The sequence below is a fragment of the Pseudomonas sp. LB3P14 genome (genome assembly GCF_054898045.1).
On sequence record NZ_CM142714.1, the window covers coordinates 1,038,391 to 1,059,593 of the forward strand.

General features: G+C 59.3%; 15 protein-coding genes. 9 read left to right on the top strand and 6 right to left on the bottom strand.

From position 1 onward, the window contains the following. Positions 1-342: 342 nt before the first annotated feature. The 5 genes from ACYZT5_RS04920 to ACYZT5_RS04940 all read right to left on the bottom strand — a co-directional run bounded on the left by ACYZT5_RS04920 (position 343) and on the right by ACYZT5_RS04940 (position 5,527). Positions 343-1,407 (bottom strand): AraC family transcriptional regulator, encoded by a 1,065-nt coding sequence (locus tag ACYZT5_RS04920; RefSeq protein WP_462050056.1) that lies wholly within the window; start codon positions 1,405-1,407, stop codon positions 343-345. A gap of 161 nt (positions 1,408-1,568) precedes the next feature. Then, on the bottom strand, positions 1,569-2,852 hold the full coding sequence (locus tag ACYZT5_RS04925) for a spinster family MFS transporter (RefSeq protein WP_462050057.1): 1,284 nt from the start codon (positions 2,850-2,852) through the stop codon (positions 1,569-1,571). A gap of 18 nt (positions 2,853-2,870) precedes the next feature. Continuing rightward, positions 2,871-3,896 (bottom strand): YeiH family protein, encoded by a 1,026-nt coding sequence (locus ACYZT5_RS04930; protein ID WP_462050058.1) that lies wholly within the window; start codon positions 3,894-3,896, stop codon positions 2,871-2,873. Between the two features lie 63 nt (positions 3,897-3,959). Then, positions 3,960-4,808, bottom strand: a complete 849-nt coding sequence (locus tag ACYZT5_RS04935; RefSeq protein WP_462050059.1) for an SDR family NAD(P)-dependent oxidoreductase — start codon at positions 4,806-4,808, stop codon at positions 3,960-3,962. Between the two features lie 110 nt (positions 4,809-4,918). Continuing rightward, complete coding sequence (locus tag ACYZT5_RS04940) at positions 4,919-5,527, bottom strand: glutathione S-transferase family protein (protein WP_462050060.1); 609 nt, start codon at positions 5,525-5,527, stop codon at positions 4,919-4,921. A 437-nt stretch (positions 5,528-5,964) separates the two neighbouring features. On the opposite strand from ACYZT5_RS04940, the gene ACYZT5_RS04945 reads away from it, so the two are divergent. The 9 genes from ACYZT5_RS04945 (at position 5,965) to cydB (ending at position 19,937) form a co-directional block, all read left to right on the top strand. Continuing rightward, positions 5,965-7,128 (top strand): thiolase C-terminal domain-containing protein, encoded by a 1,164-nt coding sequence (locus tag ACYZT5_RS04945; protein WP_462050061.1) that lies wholly within the window; start codon positions 5,965-5,967, stop codon positions 7,126-7,128. Positions 7,129-7,191: 63 nt separating this feature from the next. Beyond that, on the top strand, positions 7,192-9,021 hold the full coding sequence (locus tag ACYZT5_RS04950; RefSeq protein ID WP_462050062.1) for a DUF1302 domain-containing protein: 1,830 nt from the start codon (positions 7,192-7,194) through the stop codon (positions 9,019-9,021). 32 nt (positions 9,022-9,053) lie between these two features. Next, the gene (locus tag ACYZT5_RS04955; protein ID WP_462050063.1) at positions 9,054-10,415 is read left to right on the top strand and encodes a DUF1329 domain-containing protein; all 1,362 of its coding nucleotides are present in this window, start codon (positions 9,054-9,056) and stop codon (positions 10,413-10,415) included. A gap of 74 nt (positions 10,416-10,489) precedes the next feature. Beyond that, positions 10,490-11,566, top strand: coding sequence for a WD40/YVTN/BNR-like repeat-containing protein (locus ACYZT5_RS04960; protein ID WP_462050064.1), 1,077 nt, complete (start codon positions 10,490-10,492; stop codon positions 11,564-11,566). Positions 11,567-11,601: 35 nt separating this feature from the next. Beyond that, positions 11,602-14,175, top strand: a complete 2,574-nt coding sequence (locus ACYZT5_RS04965) for an efflux RND transporter permease subunit (protein WP_462050065.1) — start codon at positions 11,602-11,604, stop codon at positions 14,173-14,175. Beyond that, complete coding sequence (locus ACYZT5_RS04970; RefSeq protein ID WP_462050066.1) at positions 14,168-15,946, top strand: acyl-CoA dehydrogenase C-terminal domain-containing protein; 1,779 nt, start codon at positions 14,168-14,170, stop codon at positions 15,944-15,946. The genes ACYZT5_RS04965 and ACYZT5_RS04970 overlap by 8 nt, the downstream gene beginning before the upstream one ends. A gap of 52 nt (positions 15,947-15,998) precedes the next feature. Continuing rightward, positions 15,999-17,225, top strand: coding sequence for an acyl-CoA dehydrogenase family protein (locus ACYZT5_RS04975; RefSeq protein ID WP_462050067.1), 1,227 nt, complete (start codon positions 15,999-16,001; stop codon positions 17,223-17,225). A 321-nt stretch (positions 17,226-17,546) separates the two neighbouring features. Next, positions 17,547-18,923 (top strand): cytochrome ubiquinol oxidase subunit I, encoded by a 1,377-nt coding sequence (locus ACYZT5_RS04980; protein WP_462050068.1) that lies wholly within the window; start codon positions 17,547-17,549, stop codon positions 18,921-18,923. A gap of 12 nt (positions 18,924-18,935) precedes the next feature. Beyond that, entirely contained in the window at positions 18,936-19,937 is a 1,002-nt protein-coding gene (gene cydB / locus ACYZT5_RS04985) for a cytochrome d ubiquinol oxidase subunit II (protein ID WP_462050069.1), read from the top strand. Positions 19,938-20,075: 138 nt separating this feature from the next. Here the strand turns inward: cydB and ACYZT5_RS04990 are convergent, their stop codons facing one another. Continuing rightward, a complete protein-coding gene (locus ACYZT5_RS04990; protein ID WP_462050070.1) occupies positions 20,076-21,116 on the bottom strand; it encodes an amino acid ABC transporter substrate-binding protein in 1,041 nt (346 codons plus the stop codon). Between the last annotated feature and the right edge of the window lie 87 nt (positions 21,117-21,203).

Sequence of the window (21,203 nt, forward strand, 5' to 3'; positions counted from 1 at the left end):
CCCGATGGCGGCCCTATTGTTGTTTTGGTTTTTCAGGCAAGACGGAATCGTCACGCCCGGGCTTCCTCTAACGTTCGGATGGACGCAGTATCCGTGCCCGGGACAGCGCTCGAATGACGGATGGGGACATTGGCTTAACAGTTTGGGACAGGCACGCCTTCGGTACACCGCAGCGGTGTTCCAGAGGGTTGAAGAGGCGGGTGACAGGGTTCGCGTCCGCGAGCAGTGATACTTGGCAAGGTCGCGCCTGTAGAGCAATTCACCGGACAGTCATCGGCGCACCAACGATGCGCGACGGTCCGTGCCCACCGCAGACAAGCTTAGGGACTCAAGGCCAGAAGCTCACCTGTACCAAGACGGGTTTGCATCATTGTCGGTCAGTCGGGGTGGCAACGCGGCAGCCTTCTGATGGCTGCGGGTGCGCGTGCGCCACGTCGATGGAGATTCCTTGAATTCGCGCGCGAACCAACGTGAGAAGGCGCTCGCGGCCGAAAATCCGAGCAGATCAGCAATTTGGGCCAGCGAGCGTTGACTGGTTGCCAGGTATTCGCAGGCCAGATCGATGCGCACTGAGTTGATGACCGTCCCGGCCGTTTCGCCCACCGGCGACAAGTGCCGATGCAGGGTCCGTCGGTCCACGCCCAGCTGCTGGGCTACCCGCTCGACGGTGCACAAGCCTGTCGGCAGCAGCATGCGGACAATCTTGCGTACCCGTTTATCAGGCGTATCCGCATCGGCGATCAACTCGAAATCGAGTCGCCTTTTGATATGCCGGCCGAACTCCGGATCGGCCCTCGGGATGGGCATGTCGAGATCGCGTGTGCGCAAGACAATAGCGTTGCATTCCTGTGCAAACCGAACGTTGGGGCCGAGCACGCGGTGATAGGTTACAAGGCTCGCTGGCGGCCCATGGGTGAAACATACACTGTCGGCATTGAGCGCCCCGTCGGTGAGAACCCGAAGCAAGCGCAGCAACAATCCGGCGAACATTTCAATCGGCTGCCGGGGCTCATGACGTCCGTACGTCGCATCGATATGCAGGAGTACGAGATCACCATGCTCTTCCATCCGGAATTGGGTTTCCTCGTTTTGCAGGCACATGTAGCGGCTGAGCGAATGGAGCGCCTGCCGTAGCGTGGGTTCTTCGCGAAGCACCAGCGCCAATGGGCCAAAAGACGAAAATTGTCGGCTTTCGGCCAACCGCAGGCCGAAGTCTTCACAACCAGACAAACGCGCCGACTCCTGTAATAGCCAATACAGGGCGTCGGCGTTGACCATGATATCGGCGTCGGCGAGTGCTGCCGGATTGACGTGCGCGGCCCGAAGCATCTTCAAGGGATCGAGCCCGACAGAGCTGGCGATTTGTCCATAGTTGCTGAAGCTCGCACTACGTACCATGCCGTGCATGTTCTAACTCCAGAAGGCGGGCCGGATTGAGACACCACGCCGATGCCGACAACATTACACCCAGGCATTCCTCCCGGGAAAGCACCCAGGCGAGCGTCACGGCGGGTGCGCCGTGATTGGCCTGCCTGTCGCGATTTGTGCGTTGCTATCGACAGTCCAACTCAGTGCTTGAGCAAGGCAGTGGCCCGCACGTAGTGGAACGCTGCCCACGGATAGAACAGGCTGGCGAGCAGCAAGGCGTTCCTCAAACCGGTCGTGGTATCGCCATCAGCCAGCAGATCGCTGGCCAGGCCTACCAGTTGCGGGCCGATCACCAGGCCGCCGATATTGGCGATAAGCACGCCTATGCCGACGATAGTGGCGCGCATGCGTGGCGGGGAGAGGTTTTGCAGTACGACCCAGCTCAACGCCACCGGGGCATAGCACAAAAAGCCTGGCACCAGCATCGACCACAGCGCGGAGACATAATCGCCAGCGAGCAATATCCCGACCATGCATGGCCAGGCCAACAACTGGATCAGAGCGCCGAGCAGTACACGACGAGAGGGCTTTTGGCGCGATATGCGGTCCGATAGCCAACCCACGGTGATGGTTCCCAGCATCCCCGCGACGCCCACAACCAGCCCCAATGCCGGGCCCAGTTGTGTTTCGCTGACCTGAAAGTTGCGGATCAGGTAGGCCGGCATCCACAAGGCCAATAGGGTGGTACTGGTCACCACCAGGGTGGCGGCCGCGATGAGATGCAGCAGGCCGCGGTTGCCGAATACAAAGCGCAACACGGCGAAAAAGGGTGGTGCGGCTTCCTTGCTCTGCAAAAGGCTCGCAGGATCGGTCTGGCCACGTTGAGGCTCACGGGTGGTGAAAAACATGATCGCTGCCAGAATGACTCCCGGGGCGCCCAGCAAAATAAAGGCCCAACGCCAGCCCCATTGTCCGGCGATCAGCCCACTCAAGGTAAAAGCCAACACCATCCCGAGACTGCCGCCACTGGTAAACAGCCCGACCGCCTTACCGCGTTCGCTCGGCGGGAACAGATCGGCGATCAACGATTGCGCCGGCGGTGTCGAGCCGGCTTCGCCGACTCCTACGAAGATCCGCGCCAATGCCAGTTGCACCGCGTTAGTGGCCATCCCACAGAACACGGTGCACACAGACCAGATGAACAGCGAAGCAGCGACCACATTGCGCCGATTGGAGCGATCGGCCAGCATCGCCACCGGAATCGCCAGGGTGGCATAGAACAGCCCGAACACCGTGCCGGACAGAAAGCCCATCATGGTGTCCGAGACGCCCAGGTCACGTTTGATCGGCTCGACCAGAATGCCCATCACATAGCGGTCGAGGACGCTGAAGGTATAGGTCAGCCACAACAGACCCAACATGTAGTAGCGGCCGGGTATCACCACTGTCGTACCGCCATCGAGGGTACTCGTTTCCATCTTCATTTTTATTGTTCTCCAGCGTTAATGGAATTTCTGCACCAGCAACACGAACCCGACCAGGAACAGTGCTTCGGTGCCAAGCAGCAGGGCAGCGCGCGGGCCGACTTTGCGGATATCCAGCAGTGAAGTTTTCAGGCCCACCGCCGCAATGGCGATCACCAGGCAGGCGCGCGACACTTCATTGATCGCGGTGCCCAACGAAGGTGGTATCCAGCCCAGGCTACCGACTGCGACCAGAACGACGAAAGCGATCAGGAAGGGCGGCAGCAGCGGATCCTTACTCCGGTGCTCGACGCTCTTGTTGCGGCGTCGCACGGCAATGGTGATAGCCATCACCACCGGCAGCAGCAACGCGACACGCAGCATCTTCGTCAGCACGGCATAGTCGCCGACCTCATGGGAAATGCTGTAGCCGGCGCCGACCACCTGCGCGACGTCGTGGATGGTACCGCCGAGAAAAATCCCGGCTGCGTCCGCAGGCAGGCCAAGCGCCTTGACGATGAGCGGGTAAAGAATCATCGCCAGCGTCGACAGCACCGTGACACCGGCAATAGTAAAGATTAGCTCGCGTTCCGATTTTTCGTCCCGGGGCAGTACTGCGGCGATGGCAATTGCCGCCGAGGCGCCGCAGATCGCCGTGGCGCCACCGGTAAGGATGCCCAGGCGACGGTCCAGACCGAACACACGACTCATCACCATGCCAAAGCCGATGGTGAGCAATACGCCGGCGATGATCAGGCCACCGTTGAACCAGCCCAGGCCGCCGAGTTGCTCCAGCGTGATGCGGGCGCCGAGCAGTGCCACGCCGAGCCGCAGAATGCGCCGCGCAGCGAAGTCGATACCAGGTTTGGCGCTGCCCTGGATCGCTACCGAGTTCAATGCCATGCCCAGCAACAGGGCGTACAGCAATGCCGGGCCGCCACGGGCATCGGCGATGAAGGTCGCGGCGATGGCGACGACGATACCGAGCAGAATGCCGGGCCAGTTGCGTCGCACGTCGGCCAGCCATGCTTCGCCGGCCGCATACGGGGATGTAAATAGATTCATGCTAAGTACTCTTCGCAGAACATTGCGTATCGCAGTCCTGCCATGACATGACGCCCATGCGCGTTAGCGCACCGACTTGAGTCCGGCCAGCCGGATCGTCAGACGATCGAGCAAACGGTCGGGAATAAAGTTGCGCAAGTACCACAGACCCACCAGCGGATAACGCGATTTAGGCTTCGACGCTTCCAGTGCGTGACAGATAGCGTCGGTCACAACGTACATCGGCTTGGCGCTCTTGAGTTCCTTGGCGGCGAAAGCCGGCAGGGCAGCCATGGCGACGGCATAGTCGGTGTCGGCGTAGCGGCCGTCGGTTTGTTGCTGCGGGATCTTGTCCCAGATTGGCGTCTTGATCGGTCCGGGCTCGAGCGCACTGACCGAGATGCCGTAGATCGACAACTCGCGGCGCATGCCATCGCAAAGGGCTTCGACGGCATGCTTGGTCATTGCGTAGAGCGCAACTAACGGAAGCGCCACGCCGCCGCTGATCGAGCTGAGATTGACCACGCGACCGGGCGCATGCCGGGTGCCGGTACGTGCACCGAGCAGCGGCAGAAAGGCCTGGGTTACGGCGAGCATGCCGAAGACATTGATCTCGAAAGCCTGCCGGACTTCCGCCAATGAGGCATGCATCAGCGGGCCCATCGGGGCTACGCCGGCATTGTTGATCAGACCGGCCAAACCCTCCTCACCCACCGCCGCCTGCACTTGGGCCACCGCTGCCGACAGGGCAGCGCTGTCGGTCACGTCAAACAGCAACGGCGTGAAGGCTTCGCCCAATTGATTGCGCACGCGCACGCCATCGGCTTCCTTGCGTACGCTGCCGAACACGCGATAACCGCGCGCGATCAGCGCTTGCGCAGTGGCTAAGCCTATGCCGGTGGAGACGCCGGTGATAACCACGGTCTTGCTCATTTTTATTTCCTCTGGATGGGGGGCTGCTCTGGCGGTGTTGCCACTTCCACTTAGCCGCGCCGCATTCGATCCGATCCGAGACTTCGGCGCAGTGCCGAGGAAGGAGAGGCTTATTTGATGCCGATATCGATGACGTTCTTTTGGAACGCCGGGCGCGCTGCGATCGAGTCGTACCATCGCTTCAGGTTCGGATAGTGTTCGCGCTTCATTCGCAGTCCGTACCAGCGATAGGCCAGGATCGCGAGCGGTATGTCGCAGAGGGTGATCGTGTCACCGGCGACATAGGTGTTGTCGGCGAGGTGCTGGTCGAGAATTGCGAGCTTCCTGGACCAGGTCTCGCGCCCCTCGTTGATGGTCGCCATGTCGCGCTGGCGGACGGGCGTTTTAACCATGCCGATCCACACGGGTTCGGCCGCCCGATAAGCCTCGCAGGACGACCAGTCAATCCACTGCCGCACGCGGGCGCTGACCCGCAGATCGGTCGGGCACCAGCTAATCAACGCGTGCTTGGTGCCGAGGTATTGAAGGATGGCATTCGATTCCCAGATCGCGAAATCGTCGTCGATCACGCAGGGGATTTTGCCATTGGGGTTGAGCTTGAGGAATTGCGGTGCGTATTGGTCGACATCCTCGCGCTTGAATTCGATATTGCACTCGTCGCACAGCCACATGATTTTCTGGACGCTGGCGGAGGTATCACGGCCAAGGAGCGTAAGCATCTTGATCTCCAGTTGCTTGTTCTTTTTATGGGTAAAGCTGGGTGCGTATCGTCTACATACTGCTGGATGAGCCCTGTCAGCGGATGACCGGTTGGGACATTTAATGTACCCACTGGGACATGGGCCCCCCTTTGTTAATCCCTCCGTATCCCATCCCTAACTGAGGTTTGAAGTCTTCGACCAAGAGCGGACAGCGTCTATAAGCACGCCTTGTATCTTCTGGCCGACTGAAGGCTGGCCTGCCATTCCATTAAACAACCCCCTGACCCATCTCACCCTACCCAACGAGAGGGGGGTGGGTGGGCGCAAACCCGATAGGGTGAGCTTCACGTTGCGTCTGCAGTGCAGATCGATTGCTCGGCCGCACGTCGCACTGCTCCACGACACCTGATCGATAAGCGACGTGCTGTCGCGTATCGGCTATCGAGGGAAATTCCATGAGTCAAAGAGTGCTGATTGCGGGGGTCGGAATGACTCCGTTTGTCCCGCTGGGTGCTGGCGAAAGTACCGCGGCGCTGGCGGGGCGGGCGATCCGCCAGGCGCTTGACGATGCGCGCATTGACTACGACCTCGTCGATCAGGTGTTCGCCGCTTGCGTCACCGGCGCGGTCGGTTGCAGCGAGCTGGCGTTGGCTGAGACCGGCCTTACCGGCATCCCTGTGTTCACGGTCCGTGACGGCTGCGCCGCGGCCACCAGCGCGTTTCAGTTGGCGCGCCACAGCGTGTTGTGCGGCGAGGCCGAATGCGCGTTGGTGCTGGGCTTCGAAAGCATGCCGGCGAATGTGTCCAACCGGGCGTTCTTCGGCCTGGACGATTTGTCCCCGCAAGCGTGGGACGGCCTCGAACAGGTTGACGCCTCCCTGGCCTTTCTTGCTCGCCGCCAGCATCCGGCTGCGCTATTCGCTGCCCAGACCAGCTGGTTGTTGACCCGCATGGGCGTGGCTCAGGCCAGCTTCGAAGAAGTACTAAGCCAAGCCAGGGCACACGCCAGGACCAATCCCTTGGCCGTGCTGAACCATGGCGCTGCAATGGATGGCTGGCTCGCACCCTATCTATGCCCGCCCGCTTGCGGTGCAGCGGCGGTGCTGCTTTGTAGCCCGGCATTCCTCACCCGATATGGCGCCCGGGGTGGGGTAGCGGTGCTGTCCAGCGTACGTGGCAGTGACACCGCCTCCGAACAGGAGTCCGGCAATGTGCTTGATGTGCTGGGGCGCGCCGCGACTCGCCGCGTCGCCCAGCAAGCTTACGAGCACGCCGGGCTGGGTGCCGACGAGATCGAAGTGGTGGAGCTGCACGACCAGAGTGTTGGCGACTTCATGGTGTACAGCGCCGCCCTGGGCTTGTGTCAGGAGGAGCGTATGGATGCGTTCGTGCGCGAAAGACGCAATATCCGCGGCGCCCAGGTTTCGGTCTGCGCTTCGGGCGGCCTGCTCGGTCGCGGTCATGCCCCTGGCGCAACAGGCCTGGCGCAAATCACTGAATTGGTCTGGCAACTGCGCGGCACGGCGCTAACCAGGCACAACAAAAGTGCCCGGACGGCACTGCAGCACAGCGCGGCGCTGGGTCGCTCGGTATCGGTAACCATCCTGCAGCGCACCTAAGGACAGCGTCGCAGTGCCGTTTCAATGCGTTTTCATGAACCACAGAGAAGGTGAACTCGTTAGATGAACAATAACAATAAGATCTGCCATGCAAACTTGCGTCGAGGGCTTCTGGCTTCCGCGATCCTGACCGGGTTGGGTATTGCGCCCGTGCAAGCCCTGGAGATCAGCACCGGGAACGAAGACCTGTCAGTGCGTTTCGACAACACCTTCAAGTTCAACTATGCCCAGCGGGTCGAGAGCCCCAACAGCAAGTTGGCCAATGCCTGGAACAATAACGACGGCAACCGCAACTTCTCTTCGGGCAGTGCGGTGTCCCAGCGCCTGGATGTGCTCTCGGAACTGGATGTGGTCTACAAACAGAAAGCGGGCTTTCGCGTCAGCGCCAACAGCTGGTACGACCATGCCTACGACGATGTTGGCAGCGACAACGCGGCGACCAACCAGCTCAACCACGGGGTGCCGGATTCGCGCCATGTGAGCGGTTACGCCGATCGCTACTACAACGGCCCGTCGGCCGAGATCCTCGATGCCTTCGTGTTCGGCAGCACGGAAGTCGGCGAAGAATCGATGCTCAGTGCCAAGCTCGGCAAGCACACCCAGTACTGGGGCGAAAGTATCCTGGCCTTTGCCCACGGCAACAGCTATGGGCAATCCGGGCTTGATCTTTCCAAGGCGCTGGCGGTTCCAGGAACGGAAGCCAAAGAGCTGTTCATTCCGCGCAACCAGCTGTCCACCAGTTTCACGCTCAACCCGGAACTGACCGTCGGCGCGCAATACTTTCTGGATTGGGACGCCGCGCGGCTGCCGGAGTCCGGCACGTACCTGGGCTTTAACGACGGCCTCCAGAGCGGTGGGCATAACCTGTCGCTGATCGGCGGGCAGAATCCGTTTTTTGGTGCGCCTGGCCCGATCGGTGCCAATCAGTTTCTGCGCCTGAGCAATGGTCATACGTTCACCCCGGACGACCGCGGTGACTTCGGTCTGATGGCCAAATGGAGCCCGGAATGGCTCGATGGCACCCTCGGTTTCTACTACCGCAACACTTCCGACATCTTGCCCAACCTGGCCCTGCAACCGACTGCCGTCGGTCCTGCGCAGCTGATCTCGGGTAATGCCGGCAGCTACAACCAGTTCTACGTCGATGACATCGATATCTATGGCATCAGCCTGTCGAAAAGCATCGCCGGGGTCAGCGTCGGTTTCGACCTGAACTACCGCGAGAACATGCCGCTGGCCAGCGTGCCCGGCACCGTCAGCCCGGCCGCGGCCGCCGCCGGGTTGCCAGGCTTTATCGGTAGCTTTAACGGCGAAAACGGCGTGGCCCGCGGCAACACCGTGCACGCGGTGCTCAACGGTCTGACCACCTTTGGCGACACACCGCTGTGGGACAGCTCCTCGTTGCTGGTCGAACTCGGCTACAGCCGCTGGCTGGACGTGACCGAGAACAAGCAACTGTTCAAGGGCGAAAGTTGGTATCACGGCACCGACAAGGTCACCAAGGACAACTACATCCTCGGCGTCAACTTCAACCCGACCTGGTACCAGGTCTTCCCCGGCATCGATATGTTCATGCCGATGACCTACAACGTCGGCCTCAATGGCAACTCCGCCGTGCAGTTGGGCGGTAACGAGGATGCCGGCAGCTATTCGATCGGTGTCGGCATGGATGTGCGCAGCCAGTACCGCTTCGATTTGAAGTACGTGGATAACTTCGGCCCGTTCGATACCTGCGACTCATCAGGCAGCGCTGGCAACCCAGGAGACGGCGCAGCACCAGGCGCCAACGGCCAGTACAACTGCGCCGTTGGTCAAACCACCGCCTTCGGCGGAACCCCATCCCAGCTCAAGGATCGCGGCATGGTCACTTTTACTTTCAAAACGACTATCTGATCGAACCGTTGCTCAGCAACAGGAGATATTCCATGAAATTCGTCAAATCAGTTCTGGCCACCACCTTGGCGCTGGCCGTCGCCGGCGGCGCACATGCAGCCGTTTCCCCTGACCAGGCAGCCAAGCTCGGTACCACTTTGACAGGTGTCGGTGCCGAAAAGGCCGGCAACGCCGACGGTAGCATCCCGGCCTACAGCGGTGGTCTGACTACAGCGCCAGCCAGTTATGAAAAAGGTAGCTCCTTCCGCCCCGACCCGTTCGAGGGCGAAAAGCCAAAGACGGTCATCAACGGCCAGAATGCCGCTCAATTCTCCGGCAAGCTGACGGCAACGACCCAAGAGCTGCTCAAGCGATACCCGTCCTTTCGCGTCGATGTGTTCCCGACCCACCGTACCGTGGGTCTACCGCAACGACTGCTGGACAATACTGCCAAGAACGCCGTGGGGACCAAGTTGCTCGAGGGCGGTGTAGCCTTGGAAAACGCTCTGCCGGGCGTGCCGTTCCCGATCCCCAACGATGGCAATGAAGCCATGTGGAACCACCTGCTGCGCTATCAGGGGCACGCCCTCAATTTCAAGTACGACAACTGGAACGTCGATTCTGCCGGTCGCGCGACCCTGGCTACCACCAGCAACGGCTTTATCGAGTACCCACTGTATGACCCGGCCCGCACCGAGCCTGCGAAGGCGAACGATATCTTCTTCAAGACCAAGATCTATTACCAGGGGCCGGCCCGTCGCGCCGGCGAGGCGATCCTTCTGGTGGACGCGGTCAACCCGCTGAAACAACCTCGTCGCGGCTGGCAATATCTGCCAGGTCAACGTCGGGTCAAATTGGCGCCGGATCTCGCCTACGACACGCCGAATCCGGGTACTGCCGGCAATTCCACTTACGATGATGCGTGGGTGTTCAACGGTGCCATGGACCGCTTCGATTTCAAGCTGGTCGGCAAGAAAGAAATGTACGTTCCCTACAACACTTATAAGTTGAATTACCACAAAGCAGCGGCAGACGTTGCCACGCCGAACCATGTCAACCCCGACCTGAACCGTTGGGAGCTGCACCGCGTGTGGGTTGTCGAAGCAACGCTGAAACCAGGCAGTCGCCATATCTATAGCAAGCGCACCTTCTACCTTGACGAGGACAGCTGGATCGCCCTGGCTTCCGATGAATACGACAGCAGTGGTCGGCTCTACCGTGGTTCTTTCGCACACATGTCCTACAGCTATGACGTGCAGGCGCCGAACTCGGACAACCAGATGATTTACGACCTCGTCACTGGTAGCTACACCATCCTCGGCATGTTCGGCCCGTACGGCGGCATGAAATACATCGAGCCGCTCTCCAAAGCCCAGTGGGCACCGGAGTCGCTGGCCGGCGCGGGTATCCGTTAACCGAACTCCGTAGCGTCACTTTCCATCGGGAAGCGGTAGAGCTTCCCGGTGGCTTTTTTATCCGGGAAACAGCTATGAACAACTTCAAGTGGATGGCGTTTGCCGCACTGGCTGCGGCGTTGGCGCTGCCGTTCACCCGACCCGTGGTGGCAGCAGAGTTTGCCGATACCCTGGACAGTCCGGCCATCCAGACTGAGAAAGCGCTCCAGGGCGCGTTTACGGGGCTGGCCAGTGCTGGAAAACGTCTGGTTGCGGTTGGCCAGCGCGGGCACATTTTTTATTCGGACGATGCCGGCCAGCAGTGGCACCAGGCCCAGGTACCGGTCAGTTCTGATCTGGTTGCCGTGCACTTTCCCAGCTCGCTTCAAGGCTGGGCGGTGGGTCACGATGGGGTGGTGTTGCACAGCGGCGATGGTGGTGAAACCTGGAATCGTCAGTTTGACGGCCGTGCGGTCGGTCCGACATTGCTTGTTTATTACCAACAACAGGCCGCGATGCGTCCGGACGACGAGTCGGTTGCAAACTTGCTGATCGAATCCCAGCGCATGGTCGAGGAGGGCGCCGACAAGCCGTTCCTCGATGTGTGGTTCGAGAACGACCGTGTCGGCTACATCGTCGGGGCCTTCAACCTGATTTTCCGTACCGATGACGGTGGTCAAAGCTGGACCCCATGGCTTGATCGCACAGACAACCCGAGTGCGCTGAACCTGTACGCGCTGCGTTCGGTCGGCAATGAGCTGTTCATCGTCGGCGAACAGGGCCTGGTGCTCAAGCTTGATCCGGCGGCCGAGCGTTTCATTGCTACCCCAACACCCTACAACGGCACCTTCTTCGGCCTCACTGGCAAGCCCGGTGCCGTGCTGGTCTTCGGCCTGCGCGGCAATGCGTATCGCAGCGTCGATGGCGGAAACAGCTGGAACAAGGTCGAACTCGGCCTGCCTTTGAGCATTACCGCCAGTACCGTTACCGACGACGGCCGTATGGTCCTGCTGAGCCAGGCCGGTCACGTGCTGGTCAGCGTCGACGACGGTGCCAGCTTCAAACTGCAGCCACAAAACGGCCTGGCGCCGGTGGCCGGGGGCCAGGTATCGAGTTCCGGTGCGCTGGTACTCGCCGGTGTTCGTGGTCTGCGTCAGCTACCTCTCGAATAAGCCCACTGTCGTATAACAAAAGAGACAAGAACGTTATGGGTAATTACGAACTCGATACGATGCCGGTGATCCGGGAGCTCAAGGGCTTCGATGCACGCTCCGGTAACCTGCTCGAACGCCTGATCTTCAACAACCGCCTGCTGGTGGTGCTGACCTGCCTGGTCGTCACCGTCCTGCTGGGATATTTTGCGGCCACCCGGCTGACGCTCACGGCGAGCTTCGAGAAGATGCTGCCGCAGAGCCAGCCGTTCATCAAAAACTACCTGGACAACCGCCAATCCCTGCGTGGGTTGGGTAACGCTGTGCGGGTGGTGGTGGAGAACAGCGACGGCGATATTTACGACCCGCACTACCTGGAGGTGCTCAAACAGGTCAACGACACTTTGTTCATTACCCCGGGCGTCGACCGGGCCTGGATGAAGTCATTGTGGACGCCGGCGGTGCGCTGGACCGAAGTGACCGAGCAGGGCTTCCAGGGCGGGCCGGTGATGCCGGACGCCTATGACGGTTCGGCCAAGGGTGCCGAGCAGCTGCGTCAAAATATCGCCCGCTCGGGCATCGTTGGCAGCCTGGTGGGTAACAACTTCAAGTCGAGCATGATCTTCGTGCCGTTGCTGGAAAAGGACCCGGTCACCGGGGAAGCCATCGACTACCACGCTTTTTCGCGCATGCTCGAAGAGCAGCTGCGCAACAAATATGAGTACGCCGGTAATGCTGAGGCTCATGGCCAAGGCGAGGAGGGCAAGGGGCCAATCAAGATCCGTGTGATCGGCTTTGCCAAGCTGGTCGGCGACCTGCTTGATGGCCTGATGCTAGTGATGATGTTCTTCGGCGCCGCCGCACTGATCGCCACCGCCATCATTTTCTTTTTTACCCGCTGTGTGCGCAGCACCGCGCTGGTGATCCTCTGTTCGGTCATTGCGGTAGCTTGGCAACTCGGACTGGTCACTCTGTTCGGCTATGCACTCGATCCCTTTTCGATCCTGGTGCCGTTCCTGGTATTTGCCATCGGCGTGTCCCATGGCGCGCAGAAGATGAACGGCATCATGCAGGACGTTGGGCGCGGCACGCATCAGCTGGTCGCGGCGCGCTATACCTTCCGCCGCCTGTTTCTGGCCGGGCTTACCGCTTTGCTCGCCGATGCCGTGGGCTTTGCCGTGCTGATACTGATCGATATTCCGGTGATCCAGGACCTGGCGGTCACCGCGAGCATCGGGGTAGCCGTACTGATCTTCACCAACCTGGTGCTGTTGCCGGTGCTGTTGTCTTATTGCGGTGTGAGCCGCAAGGCGGCCGCGCGTACCCTGTGCCAGGAAGACAAGGAGTCACAGGGCAAAGGCCTGGGCAATCTCTGGAGTTTCCTCGATCGCTTCACCGAACGCCGTTGGGCTACCGGGGCAGTCGTGGTGGCGGGTCTGCTGGCAGTGGGCGGCTTCATGGTCAGCACCCAGTTGAAGATCGGTGATCTGGACCCCGGTGCGCCCGAGCTGCGTTCGGACTCTCGTTACAACCGGGACAACGCCTACATCACCGCCAATTACTCGCTCTCCAGCGACCAGTTCGCGGTGATGATCAAGACCGCCAGCGAGGGCTGCCTGAAATACGAAACCCTGGTCGAGGCCGATCGTCTCGGTTGGTTGTTGCAGCAGCAGCCCGGGGTGCAGACCACGGTGTCGCTGGTCAACGCGGTACGGCAAATCACGGCGGGCTCTTACGAGGGCAACCCGAAGATGCTGACCATCGCGCGCAATCAGGATGTGCTGAACTACGGCGCGCAACAGGCTTCGGTCAACAACCCTGAGCTGTTCAACAACGACTGCTCGATGATGCCGGTGGTGGCCTATCTGGCCGATCACAAGGCCGAAACCCTCGACCATGTGGTCAAGGTGGCCGATGCCTTCGCCCGCGAGCACAGCAATGGCGAGCGCCAGTTCATGCTCGCCGCCGGCAGCGCAGGGATCGAGGCGGCGACCAATATCGTCGTGCGTGAAGCCAACCGCACCATGTTGTTCTACGTCTATGGCGCAGTGATCGTGCTGTGTTTCATCACCTTCCGCAGTTGGCGTGCCGTGGTCGTGGCCGTGGTGCCGTTGATGCTGACCTCGATCTTGTGCGAGGCCTTGATGGTCTGGCTGGGCATGGGGGTGAAAGTGGCCACGCTGCCAGTGATCGCCTTGGGCGTGGGTATCGGCGTCGACTACGCCCTGTACCTGCTCAGCGTCCAACTGGCCCAGCAACGTGCCGGTCTGTCCTTGACCGAGGCTTACAAGAACTCGGTGGCCTTCACCGGCAAGGTCGTGGCCCTGGTGGGGATCACCCTGGCGGCGGGCGTCATTACCTGGGCCTGGTCGCCAATCAAGTTCCAGGCTGACATGGGCATCCTGCTGACCTTCATGTTCATCTGGAACATGATCGGGGCATTGGTGCTGATCCCGGCGCTGTCGCACTTCCTGCTTTGCAGCCCGAGACATGTCATGTCCAGGGCCCAAGCCACAGCAATGGAATCTGTCCGCAAGGAGTCCGTGACGCAATCCACTGAGGTCGACGTTCCTGTTAATCAGGGCGTGGTCAATGCCCCAACAATTCGAGAGACATTCCATCATGAGTGATTACAAAGCCCCGCTGCGCGATATGCGCTTCGTCCTCAATGAAGTGTTCGAGGTCGCCAAACTCTGGGCCGAACTGCCTGCGTTGGCCGAGACCGTTGATGCGGAAACGGTCGAAGCCATTCTCGAAGAAGCCGGCAAGGTCACCAGCAAAAGCATCGCGCCCCTGAGCCGTGCGGCTGATGAAGAAGGTTGCCATTGGGCGGACGGTGCCGTCACCACCCCGGCAGGTTTCCCACAGGCCTATCAGACTTACGCTGAAGGCGGTTGGGTCGGGGTTGGTGGCGATCCGACCTACGGCGGCATGGGCATGCCCAAGGCTGTTTCGGCACAGGTCGAAGAAATGGTCAACTCCGCCAGCCTGTCGTTTGGTCTGTATCCGATGCTGACCGCGGGCGCTTGCCTGTCGATCAACGCCCACGCCAGCGAAGCGCTGAAAGCCGCGTACCTGCCGAACATGTACGCCGGCGTCTGGGCCGGCTCCATGTGCCTGACCGAGCCGCACGCCGGGACGGACCTGGGGATCATCCGGACCAAGGCCGAGCCTCAGGCCGACGGTTCCTACAAAGTCAGCGGCACCAAGATCTTCATCACCGGCGGTGAACACGACCTGACCGAGAACATCATCCATCTGGTGCTGGCCAAGCTGCCGGACGCACCCGCAGGCCCAAAAGGCATTTCGCTGTTCCTGGTGCCCAAGTTCATGGTCAATGCCGACGGCAGCCTGGGCGCGCGTAATCCTGCGAACTGCGGTTCGATCGAACACAAGATGGGCATCCAGGCGTCCGCGACCTGCGTGATGAACTTCGACGAGGCCGTGGGTTACCTGGTCGGCGAGCCAAACAAAGGTTTGGCCGCGATGTTCACCATGATGAATTACGAACGTCTGGGGGTTGGTATCCAGGGCCTCGCCACCGGCGAACGCTCGTACCAGAACGCCATTGAATACGCCCGCGATCGCCTGCAAAGCCGTTCGCCGACCGGCGCGCAGAACAAGGACAAAGTGGCCGACCCGATCATCGTCCACCCGGACGTGCGTCGCATGCTGCTGACCATGAAAGCCTCGAACGAAGGCGGTCGTGCCTTCTCGACGTACGTGGCGATGCAACTGGACACCGCCAAGTTCAGCGAAGACGCCACGACCCGCAAACGCGCGGAAGATTTGGTGGCCTTGCTGACCCCGGTGGCCAAGGCGTTCCTGACTGACCTGGGTCTGGAAACCACGATTCACGGCCAACAGGTGTTCGGCGGCCACGGTTACATCCGTGAGTGGGGCCAGGAACAACTGATTCGCGACGTGCGCATCACCCAGATCTACGAAGGCACCAATGGCATTCAGGCGCTGGACCTGGTCGCACGCAAGATCGTCGGCACCGGCGGGGCGTTCTATAACCTGTTCGCGGACGAGATTCGTCGCTTCACCGCCAGGTCCTGCGCTGACCTGGTGGAGTTCACCAAGCCGCTGAACGATGCGGTGACCACCCTCGACGAATTGACCGCGTGGTTGCTCGACAGGGCGAAAAACAACCCGAACGAAATTGGCTCCGCCTCGGTCGAGTATCTGCAAGTCTTCGGTTATGTGGCTTACGCCTACATGTGGGCCCGGATGGCCAAGGCTGCTTTTGGCAAAGAAGCGCAGGACGATTTCTACGCGAGCAAATTGGGCACGGCGCGGTTCTATTTCGCCCGTCTGCTGCCGCGTATTCACTCATTGAGCGCGTCGGTGAAGGCCGGCAGCGAGTCACTCTACCTGCTTGAGGCTGCGCAGTTCTGAACTGCTGAATGCCTTGGACTGCCATTCTAACGATCACTAGTAAGGATTAAACATGAGTTCCGCCACGCCTCGCATTTCTGATCAAATCTACGATGACCTTTGGTTGCCTGACGAAACACTTGCAGTACGCAAGCAGGTTCGAGATTTTGCAGAAACCGTACTTCGACCCATTGCTCACGAACTGAATAACACGCCCGAAAGTGTCGCGGCGTTCCCCTGGCAACTGCTCAAACAAATGGGTGATGCGGGTCTTTTGCGAATCCCTTTCGAGAAACAATATGGGGGTGCCGGACTGGAGTATCCGACACTTGCAACCATGGTTATGTTGGAAGAAATTGCTTACGTTTCCTCCGGTGTTGCGGCCGCACTGATTGATGTCCAATTGATCCTGTTCGGCCACACGCTCAAACACGCACAGCCTTCGGCCAAGGAAAAACTTTTCCCCGCCCTGTGCAGGGGCGAAATCGTGGGTGCCTTCGCCACGAGCGAGCCTGGTGCCAGCACCGACTTGAGTGTCAAGGCGTTGAAAACCGAAGCCAGGAAAGTCGAAGGCGGCTACCGGATCAGCGGACGCAAGCGCTGGATCACCAATGCACCGGTTGCACACTACATGTTCGTGCTATGCAAAATGGAGGATGGCATGACCATGCTCTTGGTGGACATGAGTAGCGATGGCGTTCGGGTGGGTGAGCCCGACAAGAAAATGGGAAATTACTGCCAACTGACAGCTGATGTTTACTTCGATGACGTATTTGTGCCGGACGAGAATCTGGTCGGCGAGAAGGGCGCGGGACTGAAAGCGGCATTGACCTCGCTTACGCTTGGCCGCGTGGGCATCGGTGCCTGCGGTGTTGGGATGGCACAGGCAGCGTTTGATTTCGCAAGCGCCTATATGAAGAAGCGTGAAATTTTCGGCAAAACGATTGCGCAGTTTCAATATTGGCAATTCAGGTTTGCCGAGTACGCGACGCAATTGGAGAACGCCCGCAATCTTTACGTCAAGGCCGCTCTGATCGTCGATAAAAAACGTCCAAATATCCAGTCGATGTGTGCCATGGCAAAGTTGATCGGCAGTTCGCTGGCGGGAGATGTTGCACGAGATGCCATTCAAGTGTGCGGCGGCTATGGATTCGTCAAGGAGGTGGCCGCTACTGGCGAGCAATTTCCACTGGAGGCGATTTATAGGGACAGCAAGATCGGCGAAATTTACGAGGGGGCAAATGAAGTTCAACGTTTGGTCATTGCACGTGCGATCTTTGGCAAGGAATGCGTTGGCTGATTCCTTGGCACCGCGCTAGCACACGACATCGTTGGTCCTTTGGACATCAGCGCCAGGCGCAAACTTAAGCGAATGACCTCTTTTGGTTGTGCCTGTCCGCCAGCAAGGGCTATTTTTATTCGGAGCTATTAGCTCGAGATCCGCTATACAAAAAGAAGTTTTCGTTCGAACTTTTGACTTTCGGAATCATTGGCACTGCCGCGTGTCAACCGACAACAATGCATCGGACAGGTGCCATGCCTATTCCCGCCAACACCTTCAGCTACCATTTCCCGCCAACAGTTTATTCCAGCATGGGTTGGCTAACGGTGAGTGGACGGCATGGACGCGGTTGATTCGGCGCTAATGGCGGCGCGTGCCCAGTTCGCGATCACCATCAGCTTTCATATCGTGCTGGCAGCACTCACCATCGGTCTGGCCAACTTTTTGATGGTGCTCGAAGCTCTATGGCTATGGCGTGGGCGAAGTGTCTACCTGGACGTTTATCGTTACTGGTTAAAGGTATTTGCCCTCAATGTGGCGGTGGGCACTGCCTCGGGACTGATTCTGGAGTATCAGTTCGGACTCAATTGGTCGCGGCTTTCGACTCAGGCGGGAGACATCCTCGGCCCCTTGATGTTCTACGAAGTGCTTGCCGCCTTTTTTCTAGAGGCCGGTTTTCTTGGCATCATGCTCTTCGGATTGAAGAAGGTCGGCCCCCGGATTCATTTCTTCGCCACTTGCGCGGTGGCGCTCGGATCGCTGATCAGTGCGTTCTGGATCCTGTCAGCCAACTCCTGGATGCAGACACCCGCGGGTTACTCCATTGCCACTGATGGGCGTTTCATGGCCGACGACTGGTGGGCAATCATCTTCAATCCATCGTTCCCTTATCGACTGGTGCACATGACGTTGGCGGCACTGCTCGGCAGCGGCACGCTGGTAGCCGGTATCAGCGCCTGGCAGCTGTTACGTGCACCTGAGAATCCGCGAGCTCGGCTTGCCTACTCCATGGCGCTTTGGGCGATTGTCGTGCTGACACCTGTACAAATCCTCGTGGGAGATCTTCATGGTGAGCACAGCCTTAAAGTTCAGCCGCAGAAGGTGGCCGCCATCGAAGGCTCCTGGACTCGCCCGGCTGAAGGTGCGGGCGAACCTTTACGCTTGTTTGCCATTCCTGACATGACCGAGCGGCGCAACCATTGGGAAGTGTCTATTCCGCGCATTGCGTCGCTGTACTTGCGGCATGACCTGAGTGGCACAATCGCCGCGCTGGACGAATTCCCGCCTGAGGACATACCGCCGGTGCCGGCGGTGTTCTTTGCATTTCGCGTCATGGTCGGTCTGGGCCTGTTAATGCTGGGGCAGGGGGTTACCAGTTTGGTGTTGCGCTGGCGAGGACGTTTATACGCCGCGCGCTGGATGCTTCGAGTGTGTGTGCTGATGGCCCCGACCGGATTTGTTGCGATGCTCAGTGGCTGGGTGGTGACCGAGGTTGGGCGCCAACCCTACACCGTCTATGGATTGCTCCGCACGGCTGACAGTCTTTCTTCGGTGTCTCGGGAGCAGGTGGTCGGGGCAACGTGGACAATCCTGTCGTTTTACCTGGTGACTTTCGGCGTTGGACTATGGGTTCTGCTGCGGCTGCTGCGTGAGCCGCCCCACGAGGGCGAGCCTGGGCCGCAACCCACTTTGGCTGACGAGACAGGTAAATCCTGAGGGCATACATCCATGTTGGACACTGACTGGCTAACACTCCTTTGCGCTGCAGCCTTAGGGTTCTCAGTGTTGAACTATGTGCTACTGGACGGCACGGATCTTGGCGTAGGCGTACTGATGGGTTTTACCCGTTCTAGTCAGCATCGTCGTGCCATGGCAGTGACCATCTTGCCGATATGGGATGCTAATGAAACGTGGCTCGTGCTCGGTGGCGGCGGCTTGCTTGCCTTGTTTCCACTGGCCTACGCCATTCTGCTCCCGGCACTGTACCTGCCGTTTGTACTGATGTTTCTGGCGTTGATTCTTCGTGCGGTCGCGCTAGAGTTTCGTGACCACGCTCCCAGCGATGGTATCAAGCGTGCGGTTGACGGCTTGCTGCTGGTCGGCTCAGTCTTCGCTGGCGGATGTCAGGGGGTAGTGTTGGGGACGCTGGTACAAGGCGTACCCAACCATGGCGGGCAATACAACGGCGACGGCTGGGAATGGTTGGGGATGTTCCCGTTGTACTGTGGCGCAGTGCTCGTCGTGGGCTACACGTGGCTGGGCGCCTGCTGGTTGTATTGGCGCACGGTAGACGATCTGCATCGGCGATCTCTGCGGCAGGCGAGGTTGCTGGGCTTCGTCACTGCTGTACTGTTGGTTGTGTTGGTTGCCTGGACAACGACACTGGACGTTCGATATGCGAATCGGCTTTCCGATCCGCTTGTCTGGCTGCCGGCCTCAACGCTGTGCATTGTGCTGCTGATCGGCTTTATCTTGGGATTTCGAAGCCGCCGGGAATATCTACCGCTGTTCGCTGCCTTGGGAATCTTCGTTTTGGCGTTTGCATTGATGATCACAGCGCTGTTCCCGCTGATTGTCCCGCCACAACTGACCTTGCAAGCTGCTACCTCCAGTTCAACCAGTCAGATTTTCATGTTGGTGGGTTTCGCCGTTTTGATACCGGTGACTCTCATTTACAACACTTACGGCTTTAGGGTCTTCAGTGGGAAGGTTAAACCTGCTAGTGATTGATCTTCCGATATGAATTACTTATTTGGTTTTAAAAATCACCTGCGTTCAAAGGCCACAGGTGTCGCTGAATTTTGTGGCGCCCCTGAAAAAACAGGCGAAGGGACAGTGCCCGGCAGATAGCTGCCGGGCAAGTGAATGTCAGCGTACGGGCGGGCCGTATTGGAGGCCGCCTTGGCTCCACAACGCGTTCAGGCCGCGTTTGATATTCATGTCACTACCACTCCCCAGATTCCGGTCAAAGGATTCACCATAGTTGCCTACCTGGGCAATAATCTTCGCAGCCCAGTCATTGGGCAGATTCAGATCTTTGCCGAGTGCACCTTCAGTTCCGAGTAACCGAGCAATATCGGGATTCTTGGAAGACTTGATCATGTCGGTGACGTTTTTCGACGTCACGCCCAGCTCCTCGGCATTGAGCATCGCGGCGAGTGACCAGCGCACAACGGTGAACCAATCTTCATCACCTCTACGTACCGCCGGGGTCAATGGCTCCTTGGAAATCACGTCGGGAAGAACAACGAAGTCATCAGGCGTTGCCAGTTTCAGGCGCTGGCCGTAAAGCTGCGATTGATCCGTGGTCAGAACATCACAACGTCCTGACTCCAGAGCCTTGAAACTCTCATCGGACGTATCAAATGTGATGGGGGTGTACTTCATGCCGTTGCTACGGAAGTAGTCCGACAGATTCAGCTCGGTGACTGTACCCGCTTGGATGCAGAAGGTGGCGCCATCGAGCTCCTTCGCGCTGTTCACGCCAAGCTTTTTGTTTACCAGGAATCCCTGGCCATCGTAGTAAGCGACACTCGTAAACTGGATGCCCATGGCTCCGTCTCGGGACGAAGTCCATGTCGTGCTTCGGGACAGCATGTCGACTTCACCCGATTGCAGCGCGGTAAAACGTTCCTTGGCGGTCAACTGGGTGTACTTGACCTTCTTCGCGTCACCGAAAACGGCTGCTGCCACGGCACGACAGACATCGACGTCGAATCCATGAAAGTCACCTTTGGCATCCGCGTACGAAAACCCCGGAAGGCCATCGCTGATGCCGCATTGTACGAAGCCTTTCTTTTTGACGTTCTCAAGCGTAGCGCCCGCGTTGGCATTGATTGCAAACAGAGTGCTGAGGGTCAGGCACGCTACGGTTGAAGCTAATTTCAACAGCGTTCTTTCTCGTTTCATTGCGGTGCTCCCGTGTGTGTGGCGGGTAAGTGCTAAATCCGCGCGCAGCAAGGCCTGAGCCCCACTTTTCGGCGCTGTGTTCAACAT

Excerpts from the sequence above, each read along its gene's own strand:
- ACYZT5_RS04935 (WP_462050059.1), bottom strand. The coding sequence starts at position 4,808 with ATGAGCAAGACCGTGGTTATCACCGGCGTCTCCACCGGCATAGGCTTA.
- ACYZT5_RS04925 (WP_462050057.1), bottom strand. The coding sequence starts at position 2,852 with ATGAAGATGGAAACGAGTACCCTCGATGGCGGTACGACAGTGGTGATA.
- ACYZT5_RS04960 (WP_462050064.1), top strand. The coding sequence starts at position 10,490 with ATGAACAACTTCAAGTGGATGGCGTTTGCCGCACTGGCTGCGGCGTTG.
- ACYZT5_RS04980 (WP_462050068.1), top strand. The coding sequence starts at position 17,547 with ATGGACGCGGTTGATTCGGCGCTAATGGCGGCGCGTGCCCAGTTCGCG.
- ACYZT5_RS04950 (WP_462050062.1), top strand. The coding sequence starts at position 7,192 with ATGAACAATAACAATAAGATCTGCCATGCAAACTTGCGTCGAGGGCTT.
- ACYZT5_RS04975 (WP_462050067.1), top strand. The coding sequence starts at position 15,999 with ATGAGTTCCGCCACGCCTCGCATTTCTGATCAAATCTACGATGACCTT.
- cydB (WP_462050069.1), top strand. The coding sequence starts at position 18,936 with ATGTTGGACACTGACTGGCTAACACTCCTTTGCGCTGCAGCCTTAGGG.
- ACYZT5_RS04945 (WP_462050061.1), top strand. The coding sequence starts at position 5,965 with ATGAGTCAAAGAGTGCTGATTGCGGGGGTCGGAATGACTCCGTTTGTC.
- ACYZT5_RS04965 (WP_462050065.1), top strand. The coding sequence starts at position 11,602 with ATGGGTAATTACGAACTCGATACGATGCCGGTGATCCGGGAGCTCAAG.
- ACYZT5_RS04970 (WP_462050066.1), top strand. The coding sequence starts at position 14,168 with ATGAGTGATTACAAAGCCCCGCTGCGCGATATGCGCTTCGTCCTCAAT.
- ACYZT5_RS04955 (WP_462050063.1), top strand. The coding sequence starts at position 9,054 with ATGAAATTCGTCAAATCAGTTCTGGCCACCACCTTGGCGCTGGCCGTC.
- ACYZT5_RS04920 (WP_462050056.1), bottom strand. The coding sequence starts at position 1,407 with ATGCACGGCATGGTACGTAGTGCGAGCTTCAGCAACTATGGACAAATC.
- ACYZT5_RS04990 (WP_462050070.1), bottom strand. The coding sequence starts at position 21,116 with ATGAAACGAGAAAGAACGCTGTTGAAATTAGCTTCAACCGTAGCGTGC.
- ACYZT5_RS04940 (WP_462050060.1), bottom strand. The coding sequence starts at position 5,527 with ATGCTTACGCTCCTTGGCCGTGATACCTCCGCCAGCGTCCAGAAAATC.
- ACYZT5_RS04930 (WP_462050058.1), bottom strand. The coding sequence starts at position 3,896 with ATGAATCTATTTACATCCCCGTATGCGGCCGGCGAAGCATGGCTGGCC.